This window comes from Cedecea sp. FDAARGOS_727, from assembly GCF_012273235.1.
GTDB lineage: Bacteria > Pseudomonadota > Gammaproteobacteria > Enterobacterales > Enterobacteriaceae > Cedecea > Cedecea davisae.
On sequence record NZ_CP050966.1, the window covers coordinates 1,505,884 to 1,531,404 of the forward strand.

A 25,521-nucleotide genomic window follows, 5' to 3' on the forward strand; every position below is an offset into this window, starting at 1 on the left:
ACGGTTTACTGACGTTCGATCAGCAGAGCTTCAAGCAGGTCGAGATCGTGCAGCAGCTTTTGCAGGGTCTCGTTGCTGATTTGCTGGGTAGCACGCAGATGGTAAAGCTCCGCGCGCTCCGAACGCAGCGCGGTGAGGCGGAAGCGGCGTTCAAGATTCTCTTCCAGCTCGCTGCTTTCAACATCATTACGCCCGTCGGCGCGGCGGCGTAAGTTGCCGATAACCCTTGAACTGACCTCTTTCAAAAGCTGGTCATCTATGTTCTCTTCGCTATCCGCTGCAAGGCGTTCTTCCATTTTCTGAATGGCAACGATCGCGACTTCAGCCGTTGCCGAACGCGCCAGCCGCTCTTCCTTGCGCGCTACCGTTTTATCTCCCACTTCGACGTTTCTCAGCAGGATAGGCAGCATAATGACCCCGGCAAACAGCGAGAACAGGATAACGCCAGCGGAGAGGAAGATAAGCTCATAGCGAGCCGGGAACGGCGTACCGTCTCCCAGGAACAGCGGAATAGAGAGCACACCGGCGAGAGTAATTGCTCCGCGTACCCCGGCGAAAGAGGCGATGCACAGCTCACGCGTGGTAAACGAGCCAAACTCCAGCGGGCGCTTTTTCATAAAGCGAAGGCTAATGCGCTTCATCGACCACAGCCACAGGAAACGCACGGCAATCAGCGCGAAATAAATCATACCCACGTCGAGGAACAGCATCCACAACTCTACGTTCGGGTCGGCATTTGCCGCCGCTACGGAGGTCTCAAGAATGCCGGGCAGTTGCAGGCCCAACAGCAGGAACACCATGCCGTTGAAGACAAATTCCAGCATCGCCCAGACGCTGTTTGCACGCAGGCGCATAGCGAGCGGTGCGCTGCGTAACACGCCGGACCGGGTAATGGTCATCCCCGCGGCAACCGCAGCCAGGATGCCCGAAACGCCAATATGTTCGGCAATCAGATAAGAGGCGAACGGTAACAGAAGCAGCAGCAGAATTTGAGTTGCCGGTTCATCGCCGCTCCAGCGGCTCATCAGGCGCAGCGACTTACCGTACAGCAGGCTGACGGCAATCCCCGCCAGCAGACCGCCAATCGCTACTTTAAAGAACTCAAGCGATGCTCCGCCAACGGTGAACACCATTGTACCCACGGCAACGGCGACCGCCATCTTCAGCGATACCAGGCCAGAGGCGTCGTTCATCAGCGCCTCGCCCTGCAAAATTCCCATGATTTTTTTCGGGATGCGCCCTTCGCCAACAATCCCCGACAGCGCCACGGCATCCGTCGGCGACAGCACCGCCGCCAGCGCAAAAGCAGGAATTAGCGGAATACCCGGCACCAGGAAGTAAATCAGGAAGCCGATCCCGACCACGGTGACCAGCACCAGCACCAGCGCAAGGCCGATAATCTCCCGCCCATGGTTAAGAAACTCATGGGTCGGCGTTTTCCAGCCGTCGGCAAACAGCAGCGGCGGGATAAACAGCACCAGGAACAGTTCCGGGTCAAATTCAACGTGCAGGCCAAAATGCGGCCACGCCAGCAGCGCGCCAATGGCGATTTGCATCAGAGGGAGCGGGATCTGGAAGGGCAACATGCGTGTTACCACTCCGGAGAGCGAAACCACGAGGGTCATAATGAGGATGGTAAAGAAAATTTCCATGTTTTCCTTGTAAGCGATGTGTGAAGTGCCACCTTTGAAGGTTGTTTTAATAATAAAACAACTTTTTGCACCACATTGGAACCGGAAATGCCCGAAGAGAGGAAAAGCGGCGGGTTACAGAACGCAACCCGCACGAATTGAAAATCAGATTGCCCAGCCACCGGCGTAGAACGCCACCAGCGCCACGGCAATAACCACGGTGCCGATATTCAGCTTACGCCATTCGCCGGACACTACACGGCCGATAACCAGAGAAGCAAAGCCGATCATGATGCCGGTAACGATATTACAGGTCAGCACGATGAAGACCGCAGTTATCAGGCCAGCCATCGCATCTACGAAGTCGGCAAAGTCGATTTTTGCCACGTTGCTCAGCATCAGCAGGCCAACATACATCAGCGCCGGAGCGGTTGCGTAGGCAGGAACCAGATAGGAGAGCGGGGAGAGGAACAGGATAAGCAGGAACAGCACGCCAACGGTGATGGCTGTCAGGCCGGTTTTACCGCCCGCCGCCGTACCCGCTGCGGACTCGATGTAAACCGCAGCCGGAGCCGCACCCACCAGGCCTGAGAACACGCTGCTCAGGGAGTCAGTTGTCAGCGCTTTGCCGCCGTCGATAATCTGGCCGTCTTTATCCAGCAGGTTTGCCTGACCGGCAACCGCGCGGATAGTGCCGGTTGCGTCAAATACCGCGGTCATGACCAGCGCCAGCACGCTTGGCAGCACAATCGGGTTCAGCGCGCCCATGATGTCGAGGCTGCCAATCAGCGAATTGCCTTTATCATCGCTCAGGGAAGGCATAGCGAAGATACCGGAGAAGTGAACATTCGGGTCAAAAATCAGGCCGATGATCGAAACCCCGATAATGGTCAGCAGAATACCGCCCGGTACTTTCAGTTTTTCCAGGCCGATAATCACCGCCAGGCCAATCAGCGACATGATTACCGGGAAGCTGGCGAAGTGGCCCAGCGCAACCGGCAGACCGTCCAGCGGGTTCTTGATAACCAGGCCCACGCCGTTAGCGGCAATCAACAGCAGGAACAGGCCGATGCCAATCCCGGTGCCGTGGGCAACGCCCATTGGCAGGTTGCGTAAAATCCAGCTACGAATGCCGGTGGCGGAGATAATGGTAAACAGCACGCCCATCAGGAATACCGCACCGAGCGCAACCGGCACGCTGATGTGCTGGCCGAGCACCAGGCTGAAAGCGGTGAATGCGGTCAACGAGATGGCGCAGCCGATAGCCAGCGGCAGGTTTGCCCACAGTCCCATAACGATGGAGCCAACGCCCGCAACCAGACAGGTGGAGACGAAGACCGCCGCCGGAGGGAAACCGGCTTTACCGAGCATGCCCGGAACCACTATCACGGAGTAAACCATGGCGAGGAAGGTTGTCAGACCGGCGACAACTTCCTGGCGCACGGTACTGCCACGTGCAGAAACTTTGAACCAGGCCTCGAGTGAGCCGCCGGCACGCGGAGAAGGTGTAGACATAGTGAAAAATCCCCTGAGATTTTTAGAATGACGTTTGCCCGGGCGGTGGACAACCCGCTGCCAGTTAAACGTTGTCTCCCTGCGCTACGATTGTGACAAAAGGGGTGTCACAAAAAAGCAAACGTTTAACTCCGCACAGACAAATCGGTGTATCAGAATTAAGGCAAACGATTATCCAGCCTTCCTTACGGGATTTTCAACCTAACTTTTGCGCTTTTCGTGGAAAATATGCCCAGCTGATGAATAAATCACCGCATCATGCGCAAACGTTATCGTCGATGCGCAATTTCGCAACAAAACAGCAAACTGTTGGCGCAGTTTTCACCCGATTCAAAAATTAGTCGCCGGGGATCTCAAACGGCCCACCCTGGTTCAGCGCCCGCTGCCACGCAGGCCGCATTTGCACGTTTTTCATCCATGCCTGGGTATGCGGCATATCATTCACCTCTCCGCGAGCAAGGAGCGCGGCAACCGGGAAGCTCATCTGGATGTCCGCCGCGCTGAACTGCTGCCCGGCAAACCACGGGAACTGGCTCAGGTGCCCTTCAACGTAGCGAGCATGGGTGGCAATTTGCTTATTGAGATACGCCTTTTGCACTCCCTGCCCCAGCGCTTTGCCGACCGGACGCAGCGGCCAGGGAACCGGCGCTTTACCCAGGCGACTAAAGACCAGTTTCAGCAGCAACAGCGGCATGAGCGACCCTTCGGCATAATGCAGCCAGAATCGATATTGCAGCTTGTCGTTTATCTCTGCGGGCTTAAGGCGGCCCTCTTTATCGTAACTCTCCTGCAAGTATTCGAGGATTGCGCCTGACTCCGCGAGGATATGGCCATTATCTTCCACTAGCGGCGATTTACCCAGCGGGTGAATTTTCTTTAACGCCTCCGGCGCCAGCATGGTCGGTTCACGCTGATAGCGAATGATTTGATAAGGCAGCTCCAGCTCTTCGAGCATCCAGAGAACGCGTTGTGAGCGAGAGTTATTGAGATGATGAACCGTCAGCATTCGGTAACCTTTTGTTTAGCCTGATGGAGTAACTATAGGAAACACGCTCCCGAAAAGCCCGTCAAAAAATGTACAAAAAAAGAGCAAATTGACCTTGCGAAGTTCGGGGTGGGGCCTACACTTTAATTATCAACGCAGACCGGAACCTCCTGAGAAAGCGTAATTGAGGGGCGTTGACGTCGGGGGAAACCCTCCTGCCAGAGCGGGATAGAGCGAAAGACAAAGACCGGGAATAAAACTAAAGCGCCCTTGTGGCGCTTTAGTTTTTTATGCAGTGAGAGATTTAGTCTTCCAGCAGGCGGGCGCCGGTGCCCTGCTCGCCGAGTTTGTCGCCAGGGTTACGCAGCGGGCAGTCCACCCCGGACAGACAGCCGCACCCGATGCAGCCGTTTAGCTCATCACGCAGCGCGGTCAGCGTGGCAATGCGGTGATTCAGCTCCTCACGCCATTGCGAAGAGAGCTTCTTCCAGTCGTTTTTGTTGATCGAATGCCCGTCAGGCAGCACGCCAAAAGCATCCCCTACGGTACTGAGCGGAATGCCGATGCGCTGGGCTATTTTGATTATCGCCACCGTTCGCAGCACATCGCGCTGGTAGCGCCGCTGATTGCCCGCGTTCCGCGTACTTTTAATCAACCCTTTGCTTTCGTAAAAATGCAGTGCGGAAACCGCCACGCCGCTGCGCTTTGCGACTTCGCCCGGCGTTAACAACGTTTTTAGTCGAGAGATTTTCTTTTCCACAATGCTCTTTACCTCAAGTTAACTTGAGGAATTATACTCCGGCTCAACGAAACTTGCTAACCCGTAAATGAGGACGACTCATGGCTCACCAGGACATCATTTATACGCTGACTGAATGGATTGATGAACATATTGACCAGCCGCTTAACATCGACGTGGTGGCAAAAAAATCTGGTTATTCAAAGTGGTATTTGCAGCGGATGTTCCGCACCGTGATGCATCAAACGCTGGGCGACTATATTCGCCAGCGCCGCCTGCTGATGGCGGCTACCGAGCTAAGAACCACTCAGCGGCCAATTTTTGATATCGCTATGGACTACGGCTACGTCTCGCAGCAAACCTTCTCCCGCGTATTTCGCCGTGAATTCGACCGCACGCCAACGGACTACCGCCATCAGGCCTGAGTGGCTCGCCCGGAAGCAAGGTTGATGCCGCCTGGCGTATACAGCCAGGCAATAAATTCCTGAGGTGGAAGCGCCTTCGCAAAATACCAGCCCTGGCAGAACTCCACGCCGTGCTCCACCAGCCACGCAAGCTGTGCTTCGGTTTCCACGCCTTCGGCGATAGTCGTCAGGTTAAGGCTGTGGGCTATTTCAATAATATGTTCTACCAGTAAGTGGCTGGCGCGCTCGCTGGTGACCGAATCAATAAAGCTTTTATCGATTTTTAAGATATCGACGTTTAAATATTGCAGGTTGTGCAGGTTCGAATAACCGGTGCCAAAATCATCAATCGCCACTTTAAACCCGGCATTACGAAACTCCTGAATAACCGGCCTGGTTTTTTCAACTTCAATAAATCCACGCTCGGTAACTTCAATTTTTATCTGCCCGGGCCTGATGTTATAGGTTTTAATGCGCTCGGAGAGAACATTAATCAGGCGTGAAGAGTGAAAATCCGCCGCCGAAAGATTTATCGAAACGTACAGCCCCGGATGGTCCGCAAGGAACTCACCAATGTCTTTAAATACCGCATCCACCACATAGTCTGATATTTTTTGAATCAAGCCTTCAGATTCAGCCAGCGGAATAAATGTGCCGGGGCTGATGGTCTGCCCGTTAAAATTAACCCAGCGCAACAGCGCCTCTGCCCCAACGCAGTGGCCGTTCTGAATATCAATTATCGGCTGGTAATGAAGCTTAAGCTGTTTTCTGGCCAGCGCTCTTTGCAGCATACGACGTGGTGAATTAAGCTGCTGTCGGGTTCGCGACCACATCATAAGAATTATAAGACTGCAAATAACACCCAGCGGCAAAGTCAGCGTCAGCTGGTGATACCACTGGCGGTTAAATAGCGTTTCTGAAGTCGAAACAATGACCGCTATCGGTCTTTTTGCCGAATAGTTAATGGTGTAAAAGCGGTTATCGTGGGTAAAGGTTTTCTCTCCACGCAGAATAAATCCGTGCAGCAGATCGCTATCGGCGCCGGGGCTTAAAGAAAAGAAACTCCTGGTGACGGTATCAAACACGCCGTAGACCAAAGAATCGTCCTCAGACAAAACTTCCGACCAGGTAAGCGGATTAATTACCGCGATATAATTACCGCGCCGCATATAAGTCATTTTATGACCGGCGTAAAAAGGCGTATCCAGATAATAGTTAATTGCCACATCCGGCTTGCGGGTATAGGTCGGCGGAGGGGCAGGAATGGGTTTTAACGTTTTATAGCTGGTAGAACAAAGCAGCTGATTGCCTTTAGCGTAAATTAAGTCGGCGACAAAAAGTTTACTGCGCACAATATCCAGCATGTTAGCCATATGTTCCGGGCTACATATATTTCCGGAAAAATTCTCGGCTTCGCTGCGGGCGTCATTAACGTGGCTGATGACAATTTCCGTCTTTTCCATCACCAGCTTGCCAAAAGAGTGCAGATGCTGCTGGGTGTCGCTGGTTGCGCGCATATGCGCAAAATAGATAGCCAGCATAACCGGCAGGCAAACCATCAGGACAAATCCTGATGTGCGCAACACCTTTAAATAGACTCGTTTCACCATGATGCCCACATGTCCCTGCTATTAACCGCTCATTTTTTATGTCTTACCGGAACCACCTGATGACCGCCGATTACGTTGCATCATAAAGCCTGTTTTAGCAATAGGATTCAGGCGTTAACTCAGCGAAAATTAATTTGCGCAACAATAAGATAAGTTAAATCGGGAGACTGTTTAGCTTAAGATTTGACCTGCCGAGTGAATATGATTTTTTCTGGGGTTAAAGCAGCAGGGAATGATTATTTAAACGAAATTGCGGTAAACGTCAGATAAACAAAATGTTCACCGCTGCGCGGCTAATTCCAGCTTAAAAAGACGCCTTTCCGGCGATAAAAACGACGAAAAAACACGCTCAAAACTGGTGATTAAATGCACAATAGTGATAGACTTCACATTATTGATGCAACAAACAAGAGAGTTGCAGTGATCGAGGAATAAGGTGAATGGCAACAATTACTACCGGCGTTTTTTTGCTGCGCTGGCCGCTGGTCAGTGCCGTTTTGATGTTTCTGGCAAGTAGCCTCAATATCCAGTTTCGCCGCTCCGACTATCGGATACTGGCATTTGCCTGCAGCGGGCTGGGCATCGCCGCGTCATGCTGGTTTGCTATGGGTTTATTGGGCCTGACGCTGGAGGATTTCCCGCTTATCTGGGCATCCTTTAAGCAACTGCTGGTGAACGTAATCTCACGCATGCCGGCAGAATGGCCAACCATGATGCCCTGACGGGGCCTCATAAAAGCCGCTGCTGCCAGCGGTTTTTTATTATTCAGGCGCTAAAACCACTCTGCAATAATATTCCCCGGGCGCTATCGGAGCCGAGAAATGCCCACAGCGGCCTTGCCCGTTCATCGCACAGCGCCACGCCGTAATTCGCTTCAATATTATAAGGCTGAGGAATTTCAAACACTCTCAGCTCCTTATGCTGCTTTAAAACACCGGCATAGCTACGATAGCCAATAAAGAGATCGGCCTGGCCGCTGCCGATTAACCACGCGGCGGCAAGCTCTCCCTGCGGAACCGGTTTGCTGTCCGGCCCGCCAACCAGCGGTATGGCCCGGTGGTGTAGCTCAACGCCAAATCGCGACTGCAACCCGGCAAATAGCTGCCAGGTGTAATCACCTGAAGGGTCGCTGCCGGGCGTGGAAGTGGCAATGCGAAGCGCGGGATTAGCCAGCAGGCTTAGCCAGTCGCTCTTCTCCTCCACCACTTGCGCCGCCGCCGTCACACAAAGCGTGTTCCCGGCAAAACGCTGAACCGCAGAAGCTATCCCCTGCTCCAGCAGCGCCTGAGGATGAGCCATATTCGCCGAAGCAAACAGGCTGCAATATTCACCAGCCTCAATACGTTCCCTCAGCATGCCTGCCGGAGCAAACCGGGTATCAACATGGATGCCGGTTTCACGGCAGAACTGCGCCATCAGCGGCTGCCAGGCAAGGCGCAGGCTTCCCGCCGCCAGCACCTGCAAATCCATCACTCAACGCCCTCATAATGCGTACGATAAAAACGCTGATACCAGCTGTCGGCGATTTTCTTCATATCAATGTCGCGAAATTTTTCCGGGTAGAGTTTTTTCGCCATCCATAGCTCGCCTATAGCCATCGCCTCCGGCATCGGGTAGCCCCAGGCCTTGGCGTACTCCGGCATAAGCCAGACGCGGTGGTTCTTCACCGCATCAATAGTCTGCCACTGCGGATCGTTTTTGATTTCATTCACTACCTTCGGGTAGCGATCCTGCACGAAGATCGTCTGTGGATCCCAGGCGATCACCTGCTCCATTGATACCTGTTTGAACCCTTTAACGGTGGCTGCCGCAACGTTTAGCGCCCCCGCATGAGCCATCATCAAGCCCGTGTATTTGCCGGAACCGTAGGTCGTCAGGTCAGGGTTAGCCATATAGGCCCGAACGCGCTGGCTTTCAGGGATGTCTTTCAGCCGCTCGCTGACGAGCTTACGCTCGGCGAAAGTGGCCTCCACAAGCTCTTTAGCCTGCTGCCGTTTGTTGACCACTTCGCCAATCAGCGTGATGCCCTCTTTAAGACCCAGGTTATAGGCCTGCTCTTCATCGCCCATAGAAGGATTCAGCTTGTCCTGCTCGCCCGGCTTGTCGTGCCGCAGGGAGATCGCTATCACCGGAATACCGAGCTTGCTGATGCTGTCGATCATCTCCTGCGGCGCGTAGTTGGTGACAAAGACCGCCTGCGGATGTAGCGCCACCAGTTTTTCCGCGTCAACGTGGGTCAAATCACCAAGCTGAGCCTTATGCTCAAGCTCAGGAGCCAACCGGGCATAGCCGTCGCCCAGTTGCTGCTTCCAGTTAGCCAGAATGCCGACCACTTTGTCGGTGGCGTTCATCTGCACCAGCAGGTTGAGGGTTTGATGCTGCAACACCACCACGCGGTCAACCTCATCGGGAATAGTCACCTGGCGGCCAAGTTGATCGGTTATGGTGCGGTTCGCCAGCGCGGCGAGCGGGGAAAGCAGTAACAGAGCGCCTATAGTCAGGCGGCGAGTCAATAAGTTCACGGCGGGAGTCCTGATAATCGTTGTGCATTGAAATATACAGCGATGACTCCCCCGCGCCCAGCGATTTTAAGGGGTAGAGGCTACGCCGGAACCAGGCTTGCCGTTCCGCCGCCAAAAGACCAGTCCTCAGGATTGTTATGCCGGATAACCACCATAACGTCATTGGGATGGATCCCTGGTTTGGCGGCCAGCCTCTCCGTAAGCACCTGATAGAAGCGTTTTTTAGTTTCGATATTGCGCGGCTTTCCCGCCGTAATCTCAACCAGCAACCATGCATTACTGCGCGGGCCAGCCATATAATGACGGTCAAAACGCAGTTCCGTTTCAGCCAGTTGATGGACAACCTGGAACAGGTCATCAGCAGGCACGTCAAAAGCCTCGACCAAAGCCTGCTGCACGCTGGCCGAAACCGCATCCAGATGTGCTGTCGTTTTACCTTTAAGTAAGCTGAGATGAATAATCGGCATATTATTTCTCCTCGTTGCTACCGGCGATAATCAGCCGATCAAAAGCTAGTAATGCACTGTGCGCTGCGGGCCAGCCTGCATAAAAGGCGAGGTGGGTAATCAGCTCGCTGATTTCCTCGTCACGAACACCATTTTGACGTGCCAGGCTCAGATGAAAAGGAAGCTGTTCAGGCCGGTAAAGCGCCAGCAATGCCGCCACGGTTATCAAGCTGCGGTCGCGTTTGTTAAGCTCCGGTCGCTCCCATATATCTTTAAATAACAACTCGGTACTCAGGCTGGCAAGCTTAGGAGCCCTGCTCAAAACCCGCTGAATCTCTTGTATTTCCTCGCTCATGATGTCTCCTTATTGGCGTTGACAAACTGAGCATACTCATCAACTATCATTCCAAAAATCAGATAATTTTTTACTAACAATCCCGTTTTTTGGAACAATGGCGATGACTCATTTAGATCTCGATGTTCTGCGAACCTTTGTCTCCGGCATTGAACTGGGCTCGTTTTCACGGGCTGCGGACAGGCACGGGCGCTCCACCTCTGCGGTCAGCGCCCAGCTCAAAAAACTGGAGGAGCAGGTTGGTGCCCCGGTTGTTAAAAAGGCGGGCCGAGGCCTGGCGCTGACGCCGACAGGTGAAATCGTTTTTAGCTATGCAAAACGCCTGCTGGCGCTCAACGATGCCGCAATAGTCGCCGCCAGCGGCGCACGACTGGGCGGCAAAGTGCGAGTGGGTTTTCAGGAGGATTTTGGCGAAGGTGTTTTAACCGACATACTGGGCGACTTTACCCGGGCTCACAGCGGCGTAATTGTTGAAGCCAGAATTGCGCGCAATGCGGAGCTGGAATCGGCCGTTCAGCGCTCCCAGCTGGATATGGCTTTACTCTGGCAAACGAATACCGGCGCCCTTCAGAACGAGTTGGGAAAAATCCCTCTACACTGGATAGGTTCCGCCGGGCGAGTAGCAGAGTGCCTTGCCGCCGGACAACCGCTTCCCCTTGCGCTCTTTGACGCCCCCTGCATACTTCGTACCCGCGCCCTCGAAGCCCTGGACGCAGCCGGTATTAGCTGGCGGATTGCATTCACCAGCAGCAGTCTTAATGGCCTCTGGTCGGCAGCCCGTGCCGGGTTAGGGATTACCGCACGTACGCTGGTGGGTAAACCTGACGATTTAGCGGTTCTCCACACCCTTCCCCGCCTCCCTGCTCTGGGCCTCTGCCTGCAACATGGCTCGTCCGGTGACAAGCCCACGCTGGATTTTTTGACCAGACTTATCGAAGAACGTATAGCCATTTTTTACCGCTAAACGCCGCCATAGCTTCCCGCTACACGCCAAAAATAAAACCTCTGTTGCCGATGAATTTCCCCCGGTAACTTTTTGTGCTTAATTGTTTCCAGATAGCTCCCGATCTGGTCTGGCCAGATTGAAGCAATAAGAAAAATAGAGGCCTTACGGCGGCTTTTTTCCCTGCAATTGCCAATAGTTGGCAGATCCGATGTCTGGATATCTGCGAAACGTTTCATCAACCATCTGATTTTAAATTAAAAATATCGAGGAAAATAAATGATTGAGCGGGGGGGTAAAAAGCCATATATTGGCCGCGTTTTACGCACCCTGAATAACATTTAGTTTACTTAATTCAGCCGTTGCGCTTCTGCCGACGGTTGTAGGAGAGATATGATGACGGATAAAGTCCGTATTGATACTTTAGATGCACAATCTGCAAACGCTACCAACGAAACCTATTTGGCAAGACAGGCTGAATTCGAATCGAATGTCAGAAGTTACCCGCGCAAATTACCGTTCGCTATAGCCAAAGCCCAGGGCGCCTGGATAATTGACGTTGAGAATAATCGTTATCTCGACTGTCTGGCCGGTGCGGGAACGTTGGCGCTTGGCCATAACCATCCTGATATCCTGCAAAGCATCCAAAATGTCATTACCAGCGGCTTGCCGTTACATACACTCGACCTGACGACCCCGTTAAAAGACGAGTTCTCCGAATATCTGCTGTCCTTGCTGCCGGGCCAGGGTAAAGAATTTTGCCTGCAGTTCTGCGGCCCTTCCGGCGCTGACGCAGTAGAAGCGGCGATTAAGCTGGCTAAAAAGCACACCGGCCGCAGCGGCGTTATCAGCTTCTCCGGCGGCTATCACGGCATGACCCACGGCGCGCTGTCGGTAACCGGCAACCTGTCTCCGAAAGAGGCCATCAACGGCCTGATGCCGGAAGTCCAGTTCCTGCCGTATCCGCACCAGTACCGCTGCCCGCTGGGCATTGGCGGTGACGCCGGCGTGAAAGCGCTGACCTACTACTTCGACAACTTGATCAACGACGTTGAAAGCGGCGTGCGCAAACCTGCGGCCGTTATTCTCGAAGCGGTGCAGGGCGAAGGCGGCGTGAACCCGGCTCCGGCCGAGTGGCTGCAACGCATTCGTAAAGTGACCAAAGAGCACGGCATCGTGCTGATTATCGACGAAGTTCAGGCTGGCTTTGCCCGTACCGGCAAGCTGTTCGCCTACGAACACGCCGGTATTGAGCCAGACATCATCGTGATGTCCAAAGCCGTTGGCGGCGGTCTGCCGCTGGCCGTGCTGGGCCTGAGAAAAGAGATCGATGCCTGGGAGCCTGGCCACCACACCGGCACCTTCCGCGGTAACCAGCTGGCAATGGCGACCGGCCTGACCACGCTGAAATACCTGAAAAACAACAAAGTTGCAGACAAAGTTGCCGCTCAGGGCGAATGGCTGAAAGGCAAACTGGTTGAGCTGCAAAAGCGCTACCCGGTTATCGGCCACGTTCGCGGCCTGGGCCTGATGCTCGGGATTGAAATCGTTAAGCCTGAAGAAGCCCAGGATCATATGGGTTGCTACCCGGCCGACGGCGCGTTGTCTGCTCTTATTCAGAAGAAATGCTTCGAAGCGGGCCTGATTCTGGAGCGCGGTGGCCGTAACGGCTGCGTGCTGCGCCTGCTGCCATCTCTGCTGATCACCGACGATGAGCTGGAAATTTTCCTGAGCAAATTTGAACAAGCCTTGTTAGCCGCTGGCGCCAAAGCTGCCTGACCGGAGTGAATAATATGTCCCGATCTAACCCGATTCTGGCCTCCTCAGCGCAGAGCATTGAGGAATACCAGCAGGCGATCGCCCAGACCAGCCAGGCCGTAGTGGAATGGTTGCAGCAGCCTCAGATGTACCAGGGCAAAACCGTCGCCGAGCTGAAAGAACGTATTCAGCTCGACTTCAATCCTCAGGGCCTGGGCAACCAGGTCGCGATTGAACGCGCGATTGAGTATTTCCTGAAAGACAGCCTGCTGGTGCACCATCCGCAGTGCGTGGCGCACCTGCACTGCCCTAGCCTGGTGGTAAGCCAGGCCGCGGAAGTGCTGATTAACGCCACCAACCAGAGCATGGACTCCTGGGACCAAAGCCCGTCGGCCACCATCATTGAGATGAAGCTGATTGAATGGCTGCGCGCGCAAGTTGGCTACCCGGCTGGCGACGCGGGCGTGTTCACCAGCGGCGGCACTCAGAGCAACCTGATGGGTCTGATGCTGGCGCGTGACGCTTACTTTGCGCGTCAGGGTCACTCCGTCCAGCAGGACGGTCTGACCGGCGATATTCGCAAAATTCGGGTACTGTGCTCTGAAAATGCCCACTTCTCCGTGCAGAAAAACATGGCGCTGATGGGCATGGGCTACCAGTCCGTCACGTTGGTGAAAACCGACGAGTTTGCCCGCATGGACGTTAGCGACCTGGCGAACAAAATCGCTCAGGCAAAAGCGAACGGCGAGCAGATTATGGCGATTGTCGCTACCGCCGGGACAACCGACGCCGGTGCTATCGACCCGCTGCGCGAGATTGCTAAGCTGGCTGCCGAACACAAAATCTGGGTACACGTTGATGCGGCCTGGGGCGGCGCACTGCTGCTTTCCGAAAAGTATCGCGATTACCTGGACGGCCTGGAGCTGGTGGATTCCGTGACTCTGGACTTCCACAAACAGTTCTTCCAGACCATCAGCTGCGGCGCGTTCCTGCTCAAGGATGAACGCCATTACGAGCTGATGCGCTACCAGGCTGCATACCTGAACTCCGAGTTCGACGAAGAGCAAGGCGTGCCAAACCTGGTCTCCAAATCTCTGCAAACAACCCGCCGCTTTGATGCATTGAAGCTGTGGATGGGTCTGGAAGCCCTGGGCCAGAAAAAGTATGCCGAAATCATCGATCACGGCGTGACCATGGCGCAGAACGTAGCGGCCTATGTGGCTGACCATGCTTCTCTGGAGCTGGTGATGCAGCCGCAGCTGGCAAGCGTGCTGTTCCGCTTCCGCCCTGCAAGCCTTGCTGGCTACAGCGACGCCGAAGTGGCGCTGCTGAACCAGAAAATCGGCGATGCATTGCTGGAGTCCGGCCGCGCCAATGTCGGCGTGACCGAGCACCGGGGCGTTACCTGCCTGAAGCTGACCCTGCTGAACCCAACCGTGACGCTGGAAGACGTAAAAGTCCTGCTGGCGCTGGTTGAGAAAACCGCAGATCCGCTACTGAACGCCTAAGCTTTTGTACTCAGAGAAAAGCCGATGGTGAGCAATCGCCGTCGGCTTTTTATTTTATTCAGCCAGTAACACCCGCAGCCAATCCTCAACCTTCTGAGTGGGAATATTTTTCCCGAAATTATACGTTTTCTCCATCGGCCACCAGACACCTTCTCCGCGCGCGAAGGCGGTGCGATAACGCAGCATCTGCTCATCCGGATGACGCCCCAGTTCGCTTTGCAAATCCGGCAGGCTGAGCACCGCTTTGCTAAAGTCCGTTCCGCTAACGCTTTCGACAATCTCTGCCAGTTTGCCGTAGCTAAGCGTTTCGCCCGCGATAAAAACCACCTGATTAACGAAGCGCGGCTGCTCGAGATAAATGGCCGTCGTTAAACGCCCAATATCTTCCGGAGAAGTGACAGTTACCTGGGTCTGCCAGTTGCCCAGAGCGTTGATTGTCCGGGCCTGCAAGTTCACCACGTCGAACGCGGGCTCAAACAAGAAACTGGTAAACATGCCGGTAGAAACAATCACCCACTCGGTAGAAGACTGGCTGCGCAACAATGTCCTGACATCATGCTGCTCATCCCACACCGGCTGGCCGCTGCCTTTGCCCACCACATCGTAATCGACGCCAAACTGCCACGGGAAATAGCGTTTAACGCCTGCCTGAATCACCGCACGGGTAATTTTGAGCTGCGTACCTTCACCTGCGACAAATCCCATACAGTTGATGACGGTGTCGAATTGCTGGAACAGCGAAGCCAACGGCTCGATGCCGCTGGCGGAAATATCCAGCGCAATAAAATCAGCGCCCGCGGCCGCGTATTTCTTATATTTTTGCGAAAGAAGCTGCCCATTTTCGTCGAGCGAACCTGGCGAAACGCCTGCCGTAACAATGTGTCCGTGAGAAGCCGCCGCCGGAAGCAATGCGTCCAGAACTGCGGCACCCAGTTGTCCCACGCCAAGCACCAATATTTTCTCACCCGCCTTCTCAGCATTGATGGTCATATCACTCTCCTCACCCTTTACTTGCAGCTGAATTGCTACATCACTGGAGAGTCTACCGACGTGTTTAGCGAGCGATAAGCCGTCCTGACTGGGTTAGACTGTTCATAAAAATGGCACAATAGTGCTGAACTGATGGAGGATTCAATGGATAAACTGGAAGCCATGCGGGTCTACCGCCACGTGGTTGAAACGCAAAGTTTCTCCCGAGCCTCGGAGCTGCTTGGGTTACCGAGATCAACCGTCTCCCGCATGATTAAAGACCTTGAGAACTCTCTGGCGGTGCAGCTTCTTCAGCGTACGACGAGAAAACTGAGCGTCACGAGCGACGGCCAGAACTATTACGCTGAGTGTAAAAAAATTCTCGGTGATATTGCCGCCCTTGAATCCTCCTTCCCCGGAAAAGCCGGGCAGCCACGAGGGCGCTTTAAGATTGGTATGCCGCAGTCTCTTGCCAGGCACTGTATTTTACCGGGCGTCGCGGAATTTCTTGAGCGCTACCCTGAGCTTGAGCTAATTCTCTGCTCCAGCGATCGGGTGGTAGACCTGATTCAGGAAGGATTCGACTGTGTTATCAGGACGGGCAGCGTGGAAGATTCCACCACGCTGGTTGCCCGCCAGCTCGCCCAGTTCAAATGGTCGGTGCTGGCCTCCCCGCAGTACATTGCCCGGCACGGTAAGCCTGCCCGCCTAGAAGACCTCAAAAATCACCACGCCGTTGGCTACCTCATCCACAGCACGGGGCGCACAACGGAGTGGAGCTTTATTGATAAAAGCGGCGTAGTGCCGGTACGGATGAATGAAACGCTAACTGTTGATGACACCGACGCCTATATCCAGGCCGGTCTTCAGGGCATCGGCCTGATTCGCGTTGCCAGCTATTTAGTGAAACATTACGTTAAGACCGGTGAGCTGCACCCCTGCCTGGAAGAACACGCCGTCGATATGCCTCTGTTTCTGGTTTACCCGCAAAGCCGCCACGTTTCCCCGGCTATTCGGGCTTTTTACGACTGGAGCAAGATGATGTTGGGCATGCAGGCAGTAGAGCGGTAAGCCAGCCCCTTTATCAGGGCAAAACGGCAGCAAGCTTTCGCTTCACGGAAAGTAGCGTGCGCCGCCTGATCCAGCCGCCAGAATACAAAAAACCCTGCCGGAGCAGGGTTTGTCTGTTCTTAATGTACAGGTCTGGAACCTGAATTCATCAGAACGGGATATCGTCGTCGAAGTCCATTGGCGGTTCGTTAGACGGAGCTGGTGCGCTCTGCTGCTGCGGACGAGACTGCGCGCCGCCGCTGAACTGGTTGCCGCCCTGTGGCTGCTGAGGCTGACCCCACCCGCCCTGCTGCTGGCCGCCGCCGTTGCCGCCTGCCGGTGCACCGCCGCCCTGACGGCCGCCGAGCATCTGCATGGTGCCGCCAACGTTAACCACGACTTCGGTGGTGTATTTTTCTACGCCAGCCTGGTCGGTCCATTTACGGGTTTGCAGTGCGCCTTCGATGTAAACCTGAGAGCCTTTACGCAGGTATTCACCGGCCACTTCTGCCAGTTTGCCGAACAGCACAACGCGGTGCCATTCTGTTTTTTCTTTGGTTTCGCCGGTTTGCTTATCACGCCAGGACTCTGACGTGGCCAGTGTAATGTTGGCAACTGCGCCACCATTTGGCATATAGCGTACTTCCGGGTCCTGACCCAGATTCCCAACGAGAATCACCTTGTTTACGCCTCTGCTGGCCATGTTCGTGTCTCCTGAAACGTTTATAGATAGTCTAAACCGGGGATTCTACACTATGCCACCCACAATGTTTATAGCTGCGAGGGACATTCCAGAATGTCGGGTAAGTATAGCTCGTTTCATTAAAGCACTGGATATCCATTCAGGTTTTATTGTGTCATAATTAGCCGTTTCTGGCCGTCGGTTGTTCCTTTATATACCAGGCGCATGTAGTCATCATTCCGGGAAAGGTGAATGGATAAGATCGAAGTTCGGGGCGCCCGCACCCACAATCTCAAAAATATCAACCTCGTCATCCCGCGCGACAAGCTGATCGTTGTCACCGGGCTGTCGGGTTCAGGCAAATCCTCACTGGCATTTGATACCCTGTACGCAGAGGGGCAGCGCCGCTACGTCGAGTCTCTCTCCGCCTATGCGCGTCAGTTCCTGTCGCTGATGGAGAAGCCGGATGTCGACCATATCGAAGGGTTGTCGCCTGCGATTTCTATTGAACAGAAATCCACGTCCCATAACCCGCGTTCAACCGTCGGCACTATCACTGAAATTCATGACTACCTGCGTCTGCTGTACGCCCGAGTAGGCGAGCCACGATGCCCGGATCACGATATCCCGCTGGCGGCGCAAACCGTGAGCCAGATGGTCGACAACGTGCTGGCGCAGCCGGAAGGCAAGCGCCTGATGCTGCTGGCACCCATCATTAAAGACCGCAAAGGCGAGCACGCCAAAACGCTGGAAAACCTGGCAAGCCAGGGCTATATCCGCGCGCGTATCGACGGCGAGGTGTGCGACCTTTCCGACCCGCCAAAGCTGGAGCTTCAGAAGAAGCACACCATCGAAGTCGTTGTTGACCGCTTTAAGGTGCGCGAAGACATTGCCCAGCGCCTGGCCGAGTCATTTGAAACCGCGCTGGAACTGTCCGGCGGCTCTGCGGTAGTGGCCGACATGGACGACGAAAAAGCCGAAGAACTGCTGTTCTCCGCCAACTTCGCCTGCCCTATTTGCGGCTACAGCATGCGCGAGCTTGAACCGCGCCTGTTCTCCTTCAATAACCCGGCCGGGGCCTGCCCGACCTGCGACGGCCTGGGCGTACAACAATATTTTGACCCGGACCGCGTAGTGCAGAACGGTGAACTGTCTCTGGCTGGCGGAGCCATCCGCGGCTGGGATCGCCGTAATTTCTACTACTTCACCATGCTGCGTTCCCTGGCCGAGCACTATAAATTTGACGTTGAAGCACCGTGGAACGAGCTGAGCGACACGGTGAAAAAAGTCGTGCTGCACGGTTCAGGTAAAGAAACGATTGAATTCAAATATATGAACGACCGCGGCGATACCTCCGTGCGCCGTCATCCGTTTGAAGGCGTGCTGCACAATATGGAGCGCCGTTATAAAGAGACGGAATCCTCCGCCGTGCGTGAAGAGCTGGCGAAGTTTATCAGCAACCGTCCTTGTGCCAGCTGCGAAGGCACTCGCCTGCGTCGCGAAGCTCGCCACGTCTTCGTTGAAAATACCGCGCTGCCGACAATTTCCGACATGAGCATCGGCCATGCGATGGAATTCTTCCAGAACATGAAGCTCAGCGGCCAGCGCGCGCAGATTGCAGAAAAAGTACTGAAAGAGATAGGCGATCGCCTGAAGTTCCTGGTGAACGTCGGCCTGAACTATCTTTCTCTCTCCCGCTCGGCGGAAACGCTCTCCGGCGGCGAGGCCCAGCGTATTCGTCTGGCGAGCCAGATTGGCGCCGGCCTGGTTGGCGTCATGTATGTGCTGGATGAACCGTCTATCGGCCTGCACCAGCGCGATAACGAGCGCCTGCTGGAAACGCTTATCCACCTGCGTAACCTCGGCAACACGGTGATTGTGGTTGAGCACGATGAAGATGCGATTCGCGCCGCCGACCACATTATCGATATTGGCCCGGGCGCGGGCGTACACGGCGGCCAGGTGGTCGCTGAAGGCACCATGAAGGATATTATCGCGGTGCCGGAATCCCTGACGGGGCAGTTCCTCAGCGGTAAACGCGAGATAGCTGTTCCGAAAAAACGCGTTGCCGCAGATCCGGAAAAGGTGCTCAAGCTGGTCGGCGCGAAGGGCAACAACCTGAAAGATGTCACACTGACGCTGCCGGTTGGGCTATTTACCTGCATCACCGGCGTTTCCGGCTCGGGTAAATCAACGCTTATCAACGATACGTTGTTCCCGATTGCCCAGCGCCAGCTGAATGGCGCAACGATTGTCGAACCGGCCCCCTACCGTGAAGTTCACGGCCTGGAGCATTTCGACAAAGTTATCGACATCGACCAGAGCCCTATAGGCCGTACTCCGCGCTCCAACCCGGCGACCTACACCGGCGTTTTCACGCCCGTGCGCGAGCTGTTTGCTGGCGTGCCGGAAGCACGTTCTCGTGGCTATACGCCGGGGCGCTTCAGCTTTAACGTACGCGGTGGGCGCTGCGAAGCCTGCCAGGGTGACGGCGTAATCAAAGTCGAGATGCACTTCCTGCCGGATATTTACGTGCCGTGCGACCAGTGCAAAGGCAAGCGTTATAACCGCGAAACGCTGGAAATTAAGTACAAGGGCAAGAGCATTCACGAAGTGCTGGATATGACGATTGAAGACGCACGCGCGTTCTTTGATGCGGTTCCGGCGCTGGCGCGTAAGCTGCAAACGCTGATTGACGTTGGCCTGTCCTATATTCGACTTGGCCAGTCGGCAACCACGCTTTCAGGCGGTGAAGCACAGCGCGTTAAGCTGGCGCGAGAGCTGTCCAAACGCGGCACAGGGCAAACGCTGTATATCCTCGATGAGCCGACGACCGGCCTGCACTTCGCGGATATCCAGCAGTTGCTGGAAGTCCTGCATCAGCTCAGAGATCAGGGCAACACCATCGTGGTGATTGAGCATAATCTCGACGTGATTAAAACCGCAGACTGGATTGTGGACCTGGGGCCGGAAGGCGGCAGCGGCGGCGGCGAGATTCTGGTCTCCGGCACGCCGGAAACCGTCGCCACCTGCAAAGCTTCTCATACCGCGCGCTTCCTCAAACCTTTGCTGAAGTAGTCACTCCGATAGTTGCTGCCTGACCTGTTCAGGCAGCAATGTCAGCGCCTGCTGATACGAAGCATCCACCAGATAGTAAATTTGCGATCCCGGCAGAGAACCGTCCAGATACAGCGTGCTCCAGTGGGTTTTATTCAGATGAGCGCTGGGAAAAACATCCTGATGTTCCTGCCGCAGTAAATCAGCCAGCTCCGGCGTTGCCTTAAGCGACACGGCCGGGCGCTGCCCATCGGCGTGTACCATCGCAAACAGCACATCGGCAACCTTAATTTGAGTCGCTTTCCAGTCGCTGTGCACGCTTTGCGCGGCACCGGGTTTATTCATGCAATATTCTAAAAGATCCGAATTCGTCATCTTGATTTCCTCGTCCTGAATAGCCTTTGCCCGGAAAAGCCCGCGGCAAAACTAATTGTGTGCCAAAAGCGCACAACCGACGAGGATATTGATTAAAAAAACGGCAGATAATTTATTTTAGCTGCCGTTTTCCGAAGCAGAGTTAATACTCGGAGTTAACGATGACTTCTTCACCAAATGAGCCAGCTTTTGGCAGCGGCTGATAGCTGGAATTAGAAGCTCGCAGGATACGAATACCACGAGCGCCGACTTCCTGCGCTGCCGTGATGTCGTTATCCGAGTCACCGTAGAAGATCTTGATTTTCTTATCTTTCAGCCACTGAGTTTTGGTGTTCTGGCCTTCTTTATCTCCGGCAAAAATAACCGGATTAACGTTTGGTTCCGGGATCAGGAAGTCGTTTTGCAGCGTTTTGGTCACGGTTTCAGTTTTGGTCTGGCTGCGTCCGGTAACAAAGTAAACGCTGTCGCCACGCTTGAGGTGCATGGTTATCAGGCTTTTCGCCACCTCTTTCGGCATGCTGAATTCATCCCAGCCGTTGTTCATTTTTTCCCAAAACTCAGGGTTCTTCAGGTAATCCTGCTTGCCGGGAGAATACTCTTTCTGCCCGCGATAAAAGCCCGGGCTAGAAAACAGGACGGTGTCATCAATATCAAAGCCAACTGCCATAGGCGCGCGCCCCAGCAGGCTATTTTCTATTTGCGCCACGGAAACCCAATGCACCGGCACCTGCTGTGCCAGTTGAGCCACGGTTACGCCAGGGTTAAGCGGGGCGGGAACGGATTCCTTCGCCATCACGGAATGATTAAGGCCGACCAGCAGGCAGACGGCACTCAGTGCCAAAGCAATCTTACGCATTGTTTTCCCTTTCTATTTTATTGGTTTTAATCGTTGTTAAATTGCGCAAACGGATAATAAAGCATCCCGACCATACCTGCCGGAGCCTGATATATAAAGGTTTTATTTGTTTTATATCGGAGAAGACAGAAGAGATCACAGAACCTGGGAAATAATGCCCCTCTCTAAAGAAGAGGGGCAAGAAGAGATAGTTAGCAAGTACTTACATTACAGCGGCGAACGCCTGCGCCACGCGCTGCACGTTGCCGTGGTTCAGGCCAGCCACGCAGATACGGCCGCTGGCGAGCAGATAGATGCCAAACTCTTCGCGCAGGCGATCTGCCTGAGCAGCGCTGAGCCCGGTGTAGCTGAACATACCGCGCTGTTTCACCAGATAGTCAAAATTACGCCCCGGTACCGCTTTCGTCAGCACTTCAACCAGCACCTGGCGCATTTCCAGAATACGCACACGCATGCTTTCCACTTCGGCAATCCAGCTGGCTTTCAGCTTCTCGTCATTCAGGACGGTAGCAACAAGCTGCGCACCAAAGTTTGGCGGGCTGGAGTAGTTGCGGCGCACGGTGGCTTTCAGCTGCCCCAGCACGCGGCCCGCGGCATCGCTATCTTCGCAGACTACGGAAAGGCCGCCTACGCGCTCGCCGTAAAGGGAGAAGATTTTAGAGAACGAGTTGCTGACCAGCATCGGCAGCCCGGCCAATGCAATGCCGCGGATAGCGTAAGCGTCCTCTTCAATCCCGGCACCAAAGCCCTGATAGGCGATGTCGAGGAACGGGATCAGATTACGTGCTTTGAGGATTTCAACTACCGCGTCCCACTGGCCGTTGTTCAGGTCGGAGCCGGTTGGGTTATGGCAGCACGGATGCAGCAGAACAATGCTTTTTTCCGGCAGCGTGTTCAGTTTTTCCAGCAGTGCTTTGAAGCGCACGCCGTTGGTTTCGCTATCAAACCAAGGGTAGGTATTAACGGTGAAACCCGCGCCTTCAAAGATGGCTACGTGGTTTTCCCAGGTCGGATCGCTGACCCAAACCTGAGAATCAGGGAAATAAGATTTCAGAAAATCGGCACCTACTTTCAGGGCGCCTGAGCCCCCGAGAGTCTGAATGGTGGCAATGCGGCCTTCGGTCAGAGCCGGGTGTTCGGCACCAAACAGCAGCGGTGCGATGGCGCTGCGGTAGCCGTTAAGCCCTTCCATCGGTAAATAGAGAGAAGCGCCGTGAGGCTGCGCATTCAGGCGAGCTTCAGCTTCCGCGACAGCCTGCAGCTGCGGGATAACCCCGTCTTCATTGTAATAGAGGCCGATGCTGAGGTTGACCTTGTCGCTGCGAGGATCGACTTTGAAGCGTTCCATGAGGGAAAGGATGGGGTCGCCAGCATAGGCGTCAACTTTTTGAAACACGGTGAGGTTCTCCTGGTTTACAGTTCGCGGATTTCCACTGTAAACCAGGCGAGGACAATCAGTCCAGATACTTCATCGTCACCCTTGAGGTCAGGCGGGTGATAAGTTCGTAAGCACTTACATTCGTATATTCTGCGATGCGCTCAGCCGGTAATCCTTCGCCCCACAGCACTACGTTATCACCCGGTTTTTCGGCTGCATCCGGGCCAAGATCGACGCAAATCATATCCATTGCCACACGGCCAACCAGAGGAACTTCCCTGCCGTTCACCAGCACCGGCGTACCCGAAGGCGCGCTACGAGGATAACCGTCTCCGTAACCCATAGCGACAACGCCGAGGCAGGTATCACGCCCGGCAATCCAGGTGCCGCCGTAGCCCACCGGTTCGCCCGCTTTGTGTTGGCGCACGGCTATCAGGCTGGAAGTGAGCGACATTGCTGGCTGGAACCCAAAATCTTCGCCCCACGGCTTCTGCTCCAGCGGAGAAACGCCGTACAGGATAATACCCGGGCGGACCCAGTCCATATGCGATTCCGGCCAAAGCAAAATACCACCGGATGCAGCTATCGAACGCTGGCCGGGTTTGCCTGCGCTAAAACTATTAAAGATATCGAGCTGGCGCGGCGTGGCATCCGAGTCCGGCTCATCTGCGCGGGCAAAATGGCTGACTATATTGACCGGCTGACGGACGTTTTTGCAATGCGTGAGGCGCTGGTAGAAAGCTTCGGCGTCTTCCGGGCGCACGCCAAGGCGGTGCATGCCTGTATCCAGCTTCATCCAGACGGTAATCGGCTGGCTGAGTTCGGCCTGCTCCAGCGCTTCAAGCTGCTGGATGCTGTGCACTGCGGTATGAAAATTTTGCGCGGCAATCGTCGGCAAATCGCCGTCGTTAAAAAACCCCTCCAGCAGCAGAATCGGTTTTTCTATTCCGCCAGCCCGGAGGCGCAGCGCTTCTTCAAGGCGGGCAACGCCGAAGGCATCGGCGTCATCTAAAGTGCGGGCGGTCTCCAGCAGACCATGCCCATAGGCGTTTGCTTTCACTACCGCCACCATACGACTGTTCGGGGCCAGTTCGCGCAGGCGTTGCAGGTTGTGTCGCAGAGCGCGGCGGTTAATTACGACGGTTGCCGCTTGCATGTTCGTTCCTTGCTCAATGTTTGGATTAATTTGTGCAAATCCTCTAAATCTTTCAGGTCACAGCAAGGCGGCAAGAGAACTCAGCCTGATGAGCTTACTAAAGTAAGTGATTCGGGTGAGTGAGTGCAGCCAACGCAGTTGTGGCTTGAGGGATGACGAGGATTTTTATTCTTCGTCGTACTGCGGCCCGGTGTAGTTATCGAAGCGCGACCACTGGCCGTTAAAGGTCAGGCGCACGGTGCCGATTGGGCCGTTACGCTGTTTACCGATGATGATTTCGGCGATGCCTTTCAGGTCGCTGTTTTCGTGGTAAACCTCGTCGCGGTAGATGAACATAATCAAGTCAGCATCCTGCTCGATGGACCCAGATTCACGCAGGTCGGAGTTGACCGGACGTTTTTCGGCGCGCTGCTCCAGAGAGCGGTTAAGCTGAGAAAGCGCAACAACCGGCACCTGAAGCTCTTTCGCCAGCGCCTTGAGGGAGCGTGAAATTTCGGCAATTTCCAGGGTACGGTTATCAGACAGCGAAGGCACACGCATCAGCTGAAGGTAGTCGATCATTATCAGGCTCAGGCCTTCATGCTCGCGGTAAATACGGCGCGCGCGGGAGCGGACTTCGGTCGGCGTCAGGCCGGAGGAGTCATCAATATACATATTGCGCTTCTCCAGCAGGATGCCCATGGTGCTGGAAATACGCGCCCAGTCCTCGTCATCCAGCTGGCCGGTACGAATTTTGGTCTGATCCACACGCGACATCGACGCCAGTATACGCATCATGATCTGCTCGCCGGGCATCTCAAGGCTGAAAATCAGTACCGGCTTGTCCTGCGTCATCGCGGCGTTTTCACACAGGTTCATCGCGAAAGTGGTTTTACCCATCGACGGACGGGCCGCAACGATAATCAGGTCAGAGCGCTGCAGGCCGGCGGTTTTCTTGTTGAGATCCTGGTAGCCGGTATCCACGCCGGTTACGCCATCGTGCGGCGTCTGATACAGCGATTCAATACGCGAAACCGTGGCCTCGAGGATCTGGTCGATGCTTTTCGGGCCTTCATCTTTATTAGCCCGGTTTTCGGCAATCTGGAACACGCGGGATTCGGCGAGGTCCAGCAGGTCTTCGCTGCTGCGTCCCTGCGGGTCATAACCGGCATCGGCAATTTCGTTAGCTACCGCGATCATTTCACGCACAACCGCACGTTCACGAACGATGTCTGCATAAGCGCTGATGTTCGCCGCACTTGGTGTATTTTTTGACAATTCAGCGAGATAAGCAAAACCGCCGACGCTCTCCAGATTTCCCTGTAGCTCAAGGGATTCGGAAAGCGTAATCAGGTCGATGGGTTTGCTCATTTCGAGCAGGCGCTGCATTTCGGTAAAGATCATGCGGTGCGGTCGGCTGAAGAAGTCGTTGGCGACGACGCGCTCGGCGACGTTGTCCCAGCGTTCGTTATCCAGCATTAAACCGCCCAACACCGACTGCTCCGCCTCAAGCGAGTGCGGCGGCATTTTCAGCCCTTCCACCTGGCGGTCGCGGGGTTCGTTCGGTTTGTTGAAGGGTTTATTTCCTGCCATAGTGAGGGAG

Annotated in this window: 23 protein-coding genes; 7 read left to right on the top strand and 16 right to left on the bottom strand. The window is 54.8% G+C overall.

All coding sequences use genetic code 11. The features are described 5' to 3' along the window. Window positions 1-5: 5 nt before the first annotated feature. From FOC35_RS07290 to soxR, 4 genes are all read right to left on the bottom strand, one after another. Window positions 6-1,652, bottom strand: coding sequence for a Na+/H+ antiporter (locus tag FOC35_RS07290; RefSeq protein ID WP_172568562.1), 1,647 nt, complete (start codon window positions 1,650-1,652; stop codon window positions 6-8). A 144-nt stretch (window positions 1,653-1,796) separates the two neighbouring features. After that, window positions 1,797-3,146, bottom strand: coding sequence for a guanine/hypoxanthine transporter GhxP (gene ghxP, locus FOC35_RS07295; protein ID WP_172568563.1), 1,350 nt, complete (start codon window positions 3,144-3,146; stop codon window positions 1,797-1,799). 337 nt (window positions 3,147-3,483) lie between these two features. Further along, window positions 3,484-4,152, bottom strand: a complete 669-nt coding sequence (locus FOC35_RS07300) for a glutathione S-transferase family protein (protein ID WP_172568564.1) — start codon at window positions 4,150-4,152, stop codon at window positions 3,484-3,486. Between the two features lie 283 nt (window positions 4,153-4,435). Further along, window positions 4,436-4,891 carry a redox-sensitive transcriptional activator SoxR gene (gene soxR, locus FOC35_RS07305; RefSeq protein WP_016517458.1) on the bottom strand — a complete coding sequence of 152 codons (456 nt, stop codon included), beginning with the start codon at window positions 4,889-4,891 and terminating at the stop codon, window positions 4,436-4,438. 80 nt (window positions 4,892-4,971) lie between these two features. Here soxR and soxS point away from each other — a divergent pair, with 80 nt between their 5' ends. Next, on the top strand, window positions 4,972-5,295 hold the full coding sequence (gene soxS, locus FOC35_RS07310) for a superoxide response transcriptional regulator SoxS (RefSeq protein ID WP_016517457.1): 324 nt from the start codon (window positions 4,972-4,974) through the stop codon (window positions 5,293-5,295). On the opposite strand, the gene FOC35_RS07315 is transcribed toward soxS, so the two are convergent. Continuing rightward, window positions 5,286-6,884 (bottom strand): EAL domain-containing protein, encoded by a 1,599-nt coding sequence (locus FOC35_RS07315; protein WP_172568565.1) that lies wholly within the window; start codon window positions 6,882-6,884, stop codon window positions 5,286-5,288. The genes soxS and FOC35_RS07315 overlap by 10 nt on opposite strands. A gap of 440 nt (window positions 6,885-7,324) precedes the next feature. On the opposite strand from FOC35_RS07315, the gene FOC35_RS07320 reads away from it, so the two are divergent. Further along, complete coding sequence (locus FOC35_RS07320; RefSeq protein WP_016517454.1) at window positions 7,325-7,606, top strand: YjcB family protein; 282 nt, start codon at window positions 7,325-7,327, stop codon at window positions 7,604-7,606. A gap of 43 nt (window positions 7,607-7,649) precedes the next feature. Here the strand turns inward: FOC35_RS07320 and modA are convergent, their stop codons facing one another. The 4 genes from modA to FOC35_RS07340 all read right to left on the bottom strand — a co-directional run bounded on the left by modA (window position 7,650) and on the right by FOC35_RS07340 (window position 10,207). Next, entirely contained in the window at window positions 7,650-8,354 is a 705-nt protein-coding gene (gene modA / locus FOC35_RS07325; RefSeq protein WP_016517453.1) for a molybdate ABC transporter substrate-binding protein, read from the bottom strand. Beyond that, a complete protein-coding gene (locus FOC35_RS07330) occupies window positions 8,354-9,406 on the bottom strand; it encodes an ABC transporter substrate-binding protein (protein ID WP_172568566.1) in 1,053 nt (350 codons plus the stop codon). The genes modA and FOC35_RS07330 overlap by 1 nt, the downstream gene beginning before the upstream one ends. 80 nt (window positions 9,407-9,486) lie before the next feature. Continuing rightward, window positions 9,487-9,873, bottom strand: a complete 387-nt coding sequence (locus FOC35_RS07335) for a tautomerase family protein (protein WP_016517451.1) — start codon at window positions 9,871-9,873, stop codon at window positions 9,487-9,489. A gap of 1 nt (window position 9,874) precedes the next feature. Further along, entirely contained in the window at window positions 9,875-10,207 is a 333-nt protein-coding gene (locus FOC35_RS07340) for a carboxymuconolactone decarboxylase family protein (RefSeq protein ID WP_016517450.1), read from the bottom strand. Between the two features lie 97 nt (window positions 10,208-10,304). Between FOC35_RS07340 and FOC35_RS07345 the strand changes: the two genes are divergently transcribed. The 3 genes from FOC35_RS07345 to FOC35_RS07355 all read left to right on the top strand — a co-directional run bounded on the left by FOC35_RS07345 (window position 10,305) and on the right by FOC35_RS07355 (window position 14,416). Further along, window positions 10,305-11,171 (top strand): LysR substrate-binding domain-containing protein, encoded by an 867-nt coding sequence (locus tag FOC35_RS07345; RefSeq protein WP_172568567.1) that lies wholly within the window; start codon window positions 10,305-10,307, stop codon window positions 11,169-11,171. A 372-nt stretch (window positions 11,172-11,543) separates the two neighbouring features. Next, window positions 11,544-12,929 carry a diaminobutyrate--2-oxoglutarate transaminase gene (locus FOC35_RS07350; protein WP_172568568.1) on the top strand — a complete coding sequence of 462 codons (1,386 nt, stop codon included), beginning with the start codon at window positions 11,544-11,546 and terminating at the stop codon, window positions 12,927-12,929. Window positions 12,930-12,943: 14 nt separating this feature from the next. Next, window positions 12,944-14,416 (top strand): aspartate aminotransferase family protein, encoded by a 1,473-nt coding sequence (locus FOC35_RS07355; RefSeq protein WP_172568569.1) that lies wholly within the window; start codon window positions 12,944-12,946, stop codon window positions 14,414-14,416. A 54-nt stretch (window positions 14,417-14,470) separates the two neighbouring features. On the opposite strand, the gene FOC35_RS07360 is transcribed toward FOC35_RS07355, so the two are convergent. Then, complete coding sequence (locus FOC35_RS07360) at window positions 14,471-15,406, bottom strand: aromatic alcohol reductase (RefSeq protein ID WP_172568570.1); 936 nt, start codon at window positions 15,404-15,406, stop codon at window positions 14,471-14,473. A 144-nt stretch (window positions 15,407-15,550) separates the two neighbouring features. On the opposite strand from FOC35_RS07360, the gene FOC35_RS07365 reads away from it, so the two are divergent. Then, the gene (locus FOC35_RS07365; protein ID WP_172568571.1) at window positions 15,551-16,456 is read left to right on the top strand and encodes a LysR family transcriptional regulator; all 906 of its coding nucleotides are present in this window, start codon (window positions 15,551-15,553) and stop codon (window positions 16,454-16,456) included. A 148-nt stretch (window positions 16,457-16,604) separates the two neighbouring features. Here the strand turns inward: FOC35_RS07365 and ssb1 are convergent, their stop codons facing one another. After that, window positions 16,605-17,138: a single-stranded DNA-binding protein SSB1 gene (gene ssb1, locus FOC35_RS07370; RefSeq protein WP_172568572.1), complete on the bottom strand. Its 534-nt coding sequence runs from the start codon at window positions 17,136-17,138 to the stop codon at window positions 16,605-16,607. A 231-nt stretch (window positions 17,139-17,369) separates the two neighbouring features. Between ssb1 and uvrA the strand changes: the two genes are divergently transcribed. Continuing rightward, complete coding sequence (gene uvrA, locus FOC35_RS07375) at window positions 17,370-20,195, top strand: excinuclease ABC subunit UvrA (RefSeq protein WP_016517440.1); 2,826 nt, start codon at window positions 17,370-17,372, stop codon at window positions 20,193-20,195. On the opposite strand, the gene FOC35_RS07380 is transcribed toward uvrA, so the two are convergent. The 5 genes from FOC35_RS07380 to dnaB form a co-directional block, all read right to left on the bottom strand. After that, window positions 20,196-20,549, bottom strand: coding sequence for an MmcQ/YjbR family DNA-binding protein (locus FOC35_RS07380; RefSeq protein ID WP_172568573.1), 354 nt, complete (start codon window positions 20,547-20,549; stop codon window positions 20,196-20,198). A 142-nt stretch (window positions 20,550-20,691) separates the two neighbouring features. After that, window positions 20,692-21,405, bottom strand: coding sequence for an acid phosphatase AphA (aphA, locus tag FOC35_RS07385; protein WP_016517438.1), 714 nt, complete (start codon window positions 21,403-21,405; stop codon window positions 20,692-20,694). Between the two features lie 202 nt (window positions 21,406-21,607). Beyond that, the gene (locus tag FOC35_RS07390) at window positions 21,608-22,801 is read right to left on the bottom strand and encodes an amino acid aminotransferase (protein WP_172568574.1); all 1,194 of its coding nucleotides are present in this window, start codon (window positions 22,799-22,801) and stop codon (window positions 21,608-21,610) included. Between the two features lie 58 nt (window positions 22,802-22,859). After that, the gene (alr, locus tag FOC35_RS07395; RefSeq protein ID WP_172568575.1) at window positions 22,860-23,939 is read right to left on the bottom strand and encodes an alanine racemase; all 1,080 of its coding nucleotides are present in this window, start codon (window positions 23,937-23,939) and stop codon (window positions 22,860-22,862) included. 165 nt (window positions 23,940-24,104) lie between these two features. Then, the gene (gene dnaB, locus FOC35_RS07400) at window positions 24,105-25,511 is read right to left on the bottom strand and encodes a replicative DNA helicase (RefSeq protein WP_016517434.1); all 1,407 of its coding nucleotides are present in this window, start codon (window positions 25,509-25,511) and stop codon (window positions 24,105-24,107) included. Between the last annotated feature and the right edge of the window lie 10 nt (window positions 25,512-25,521).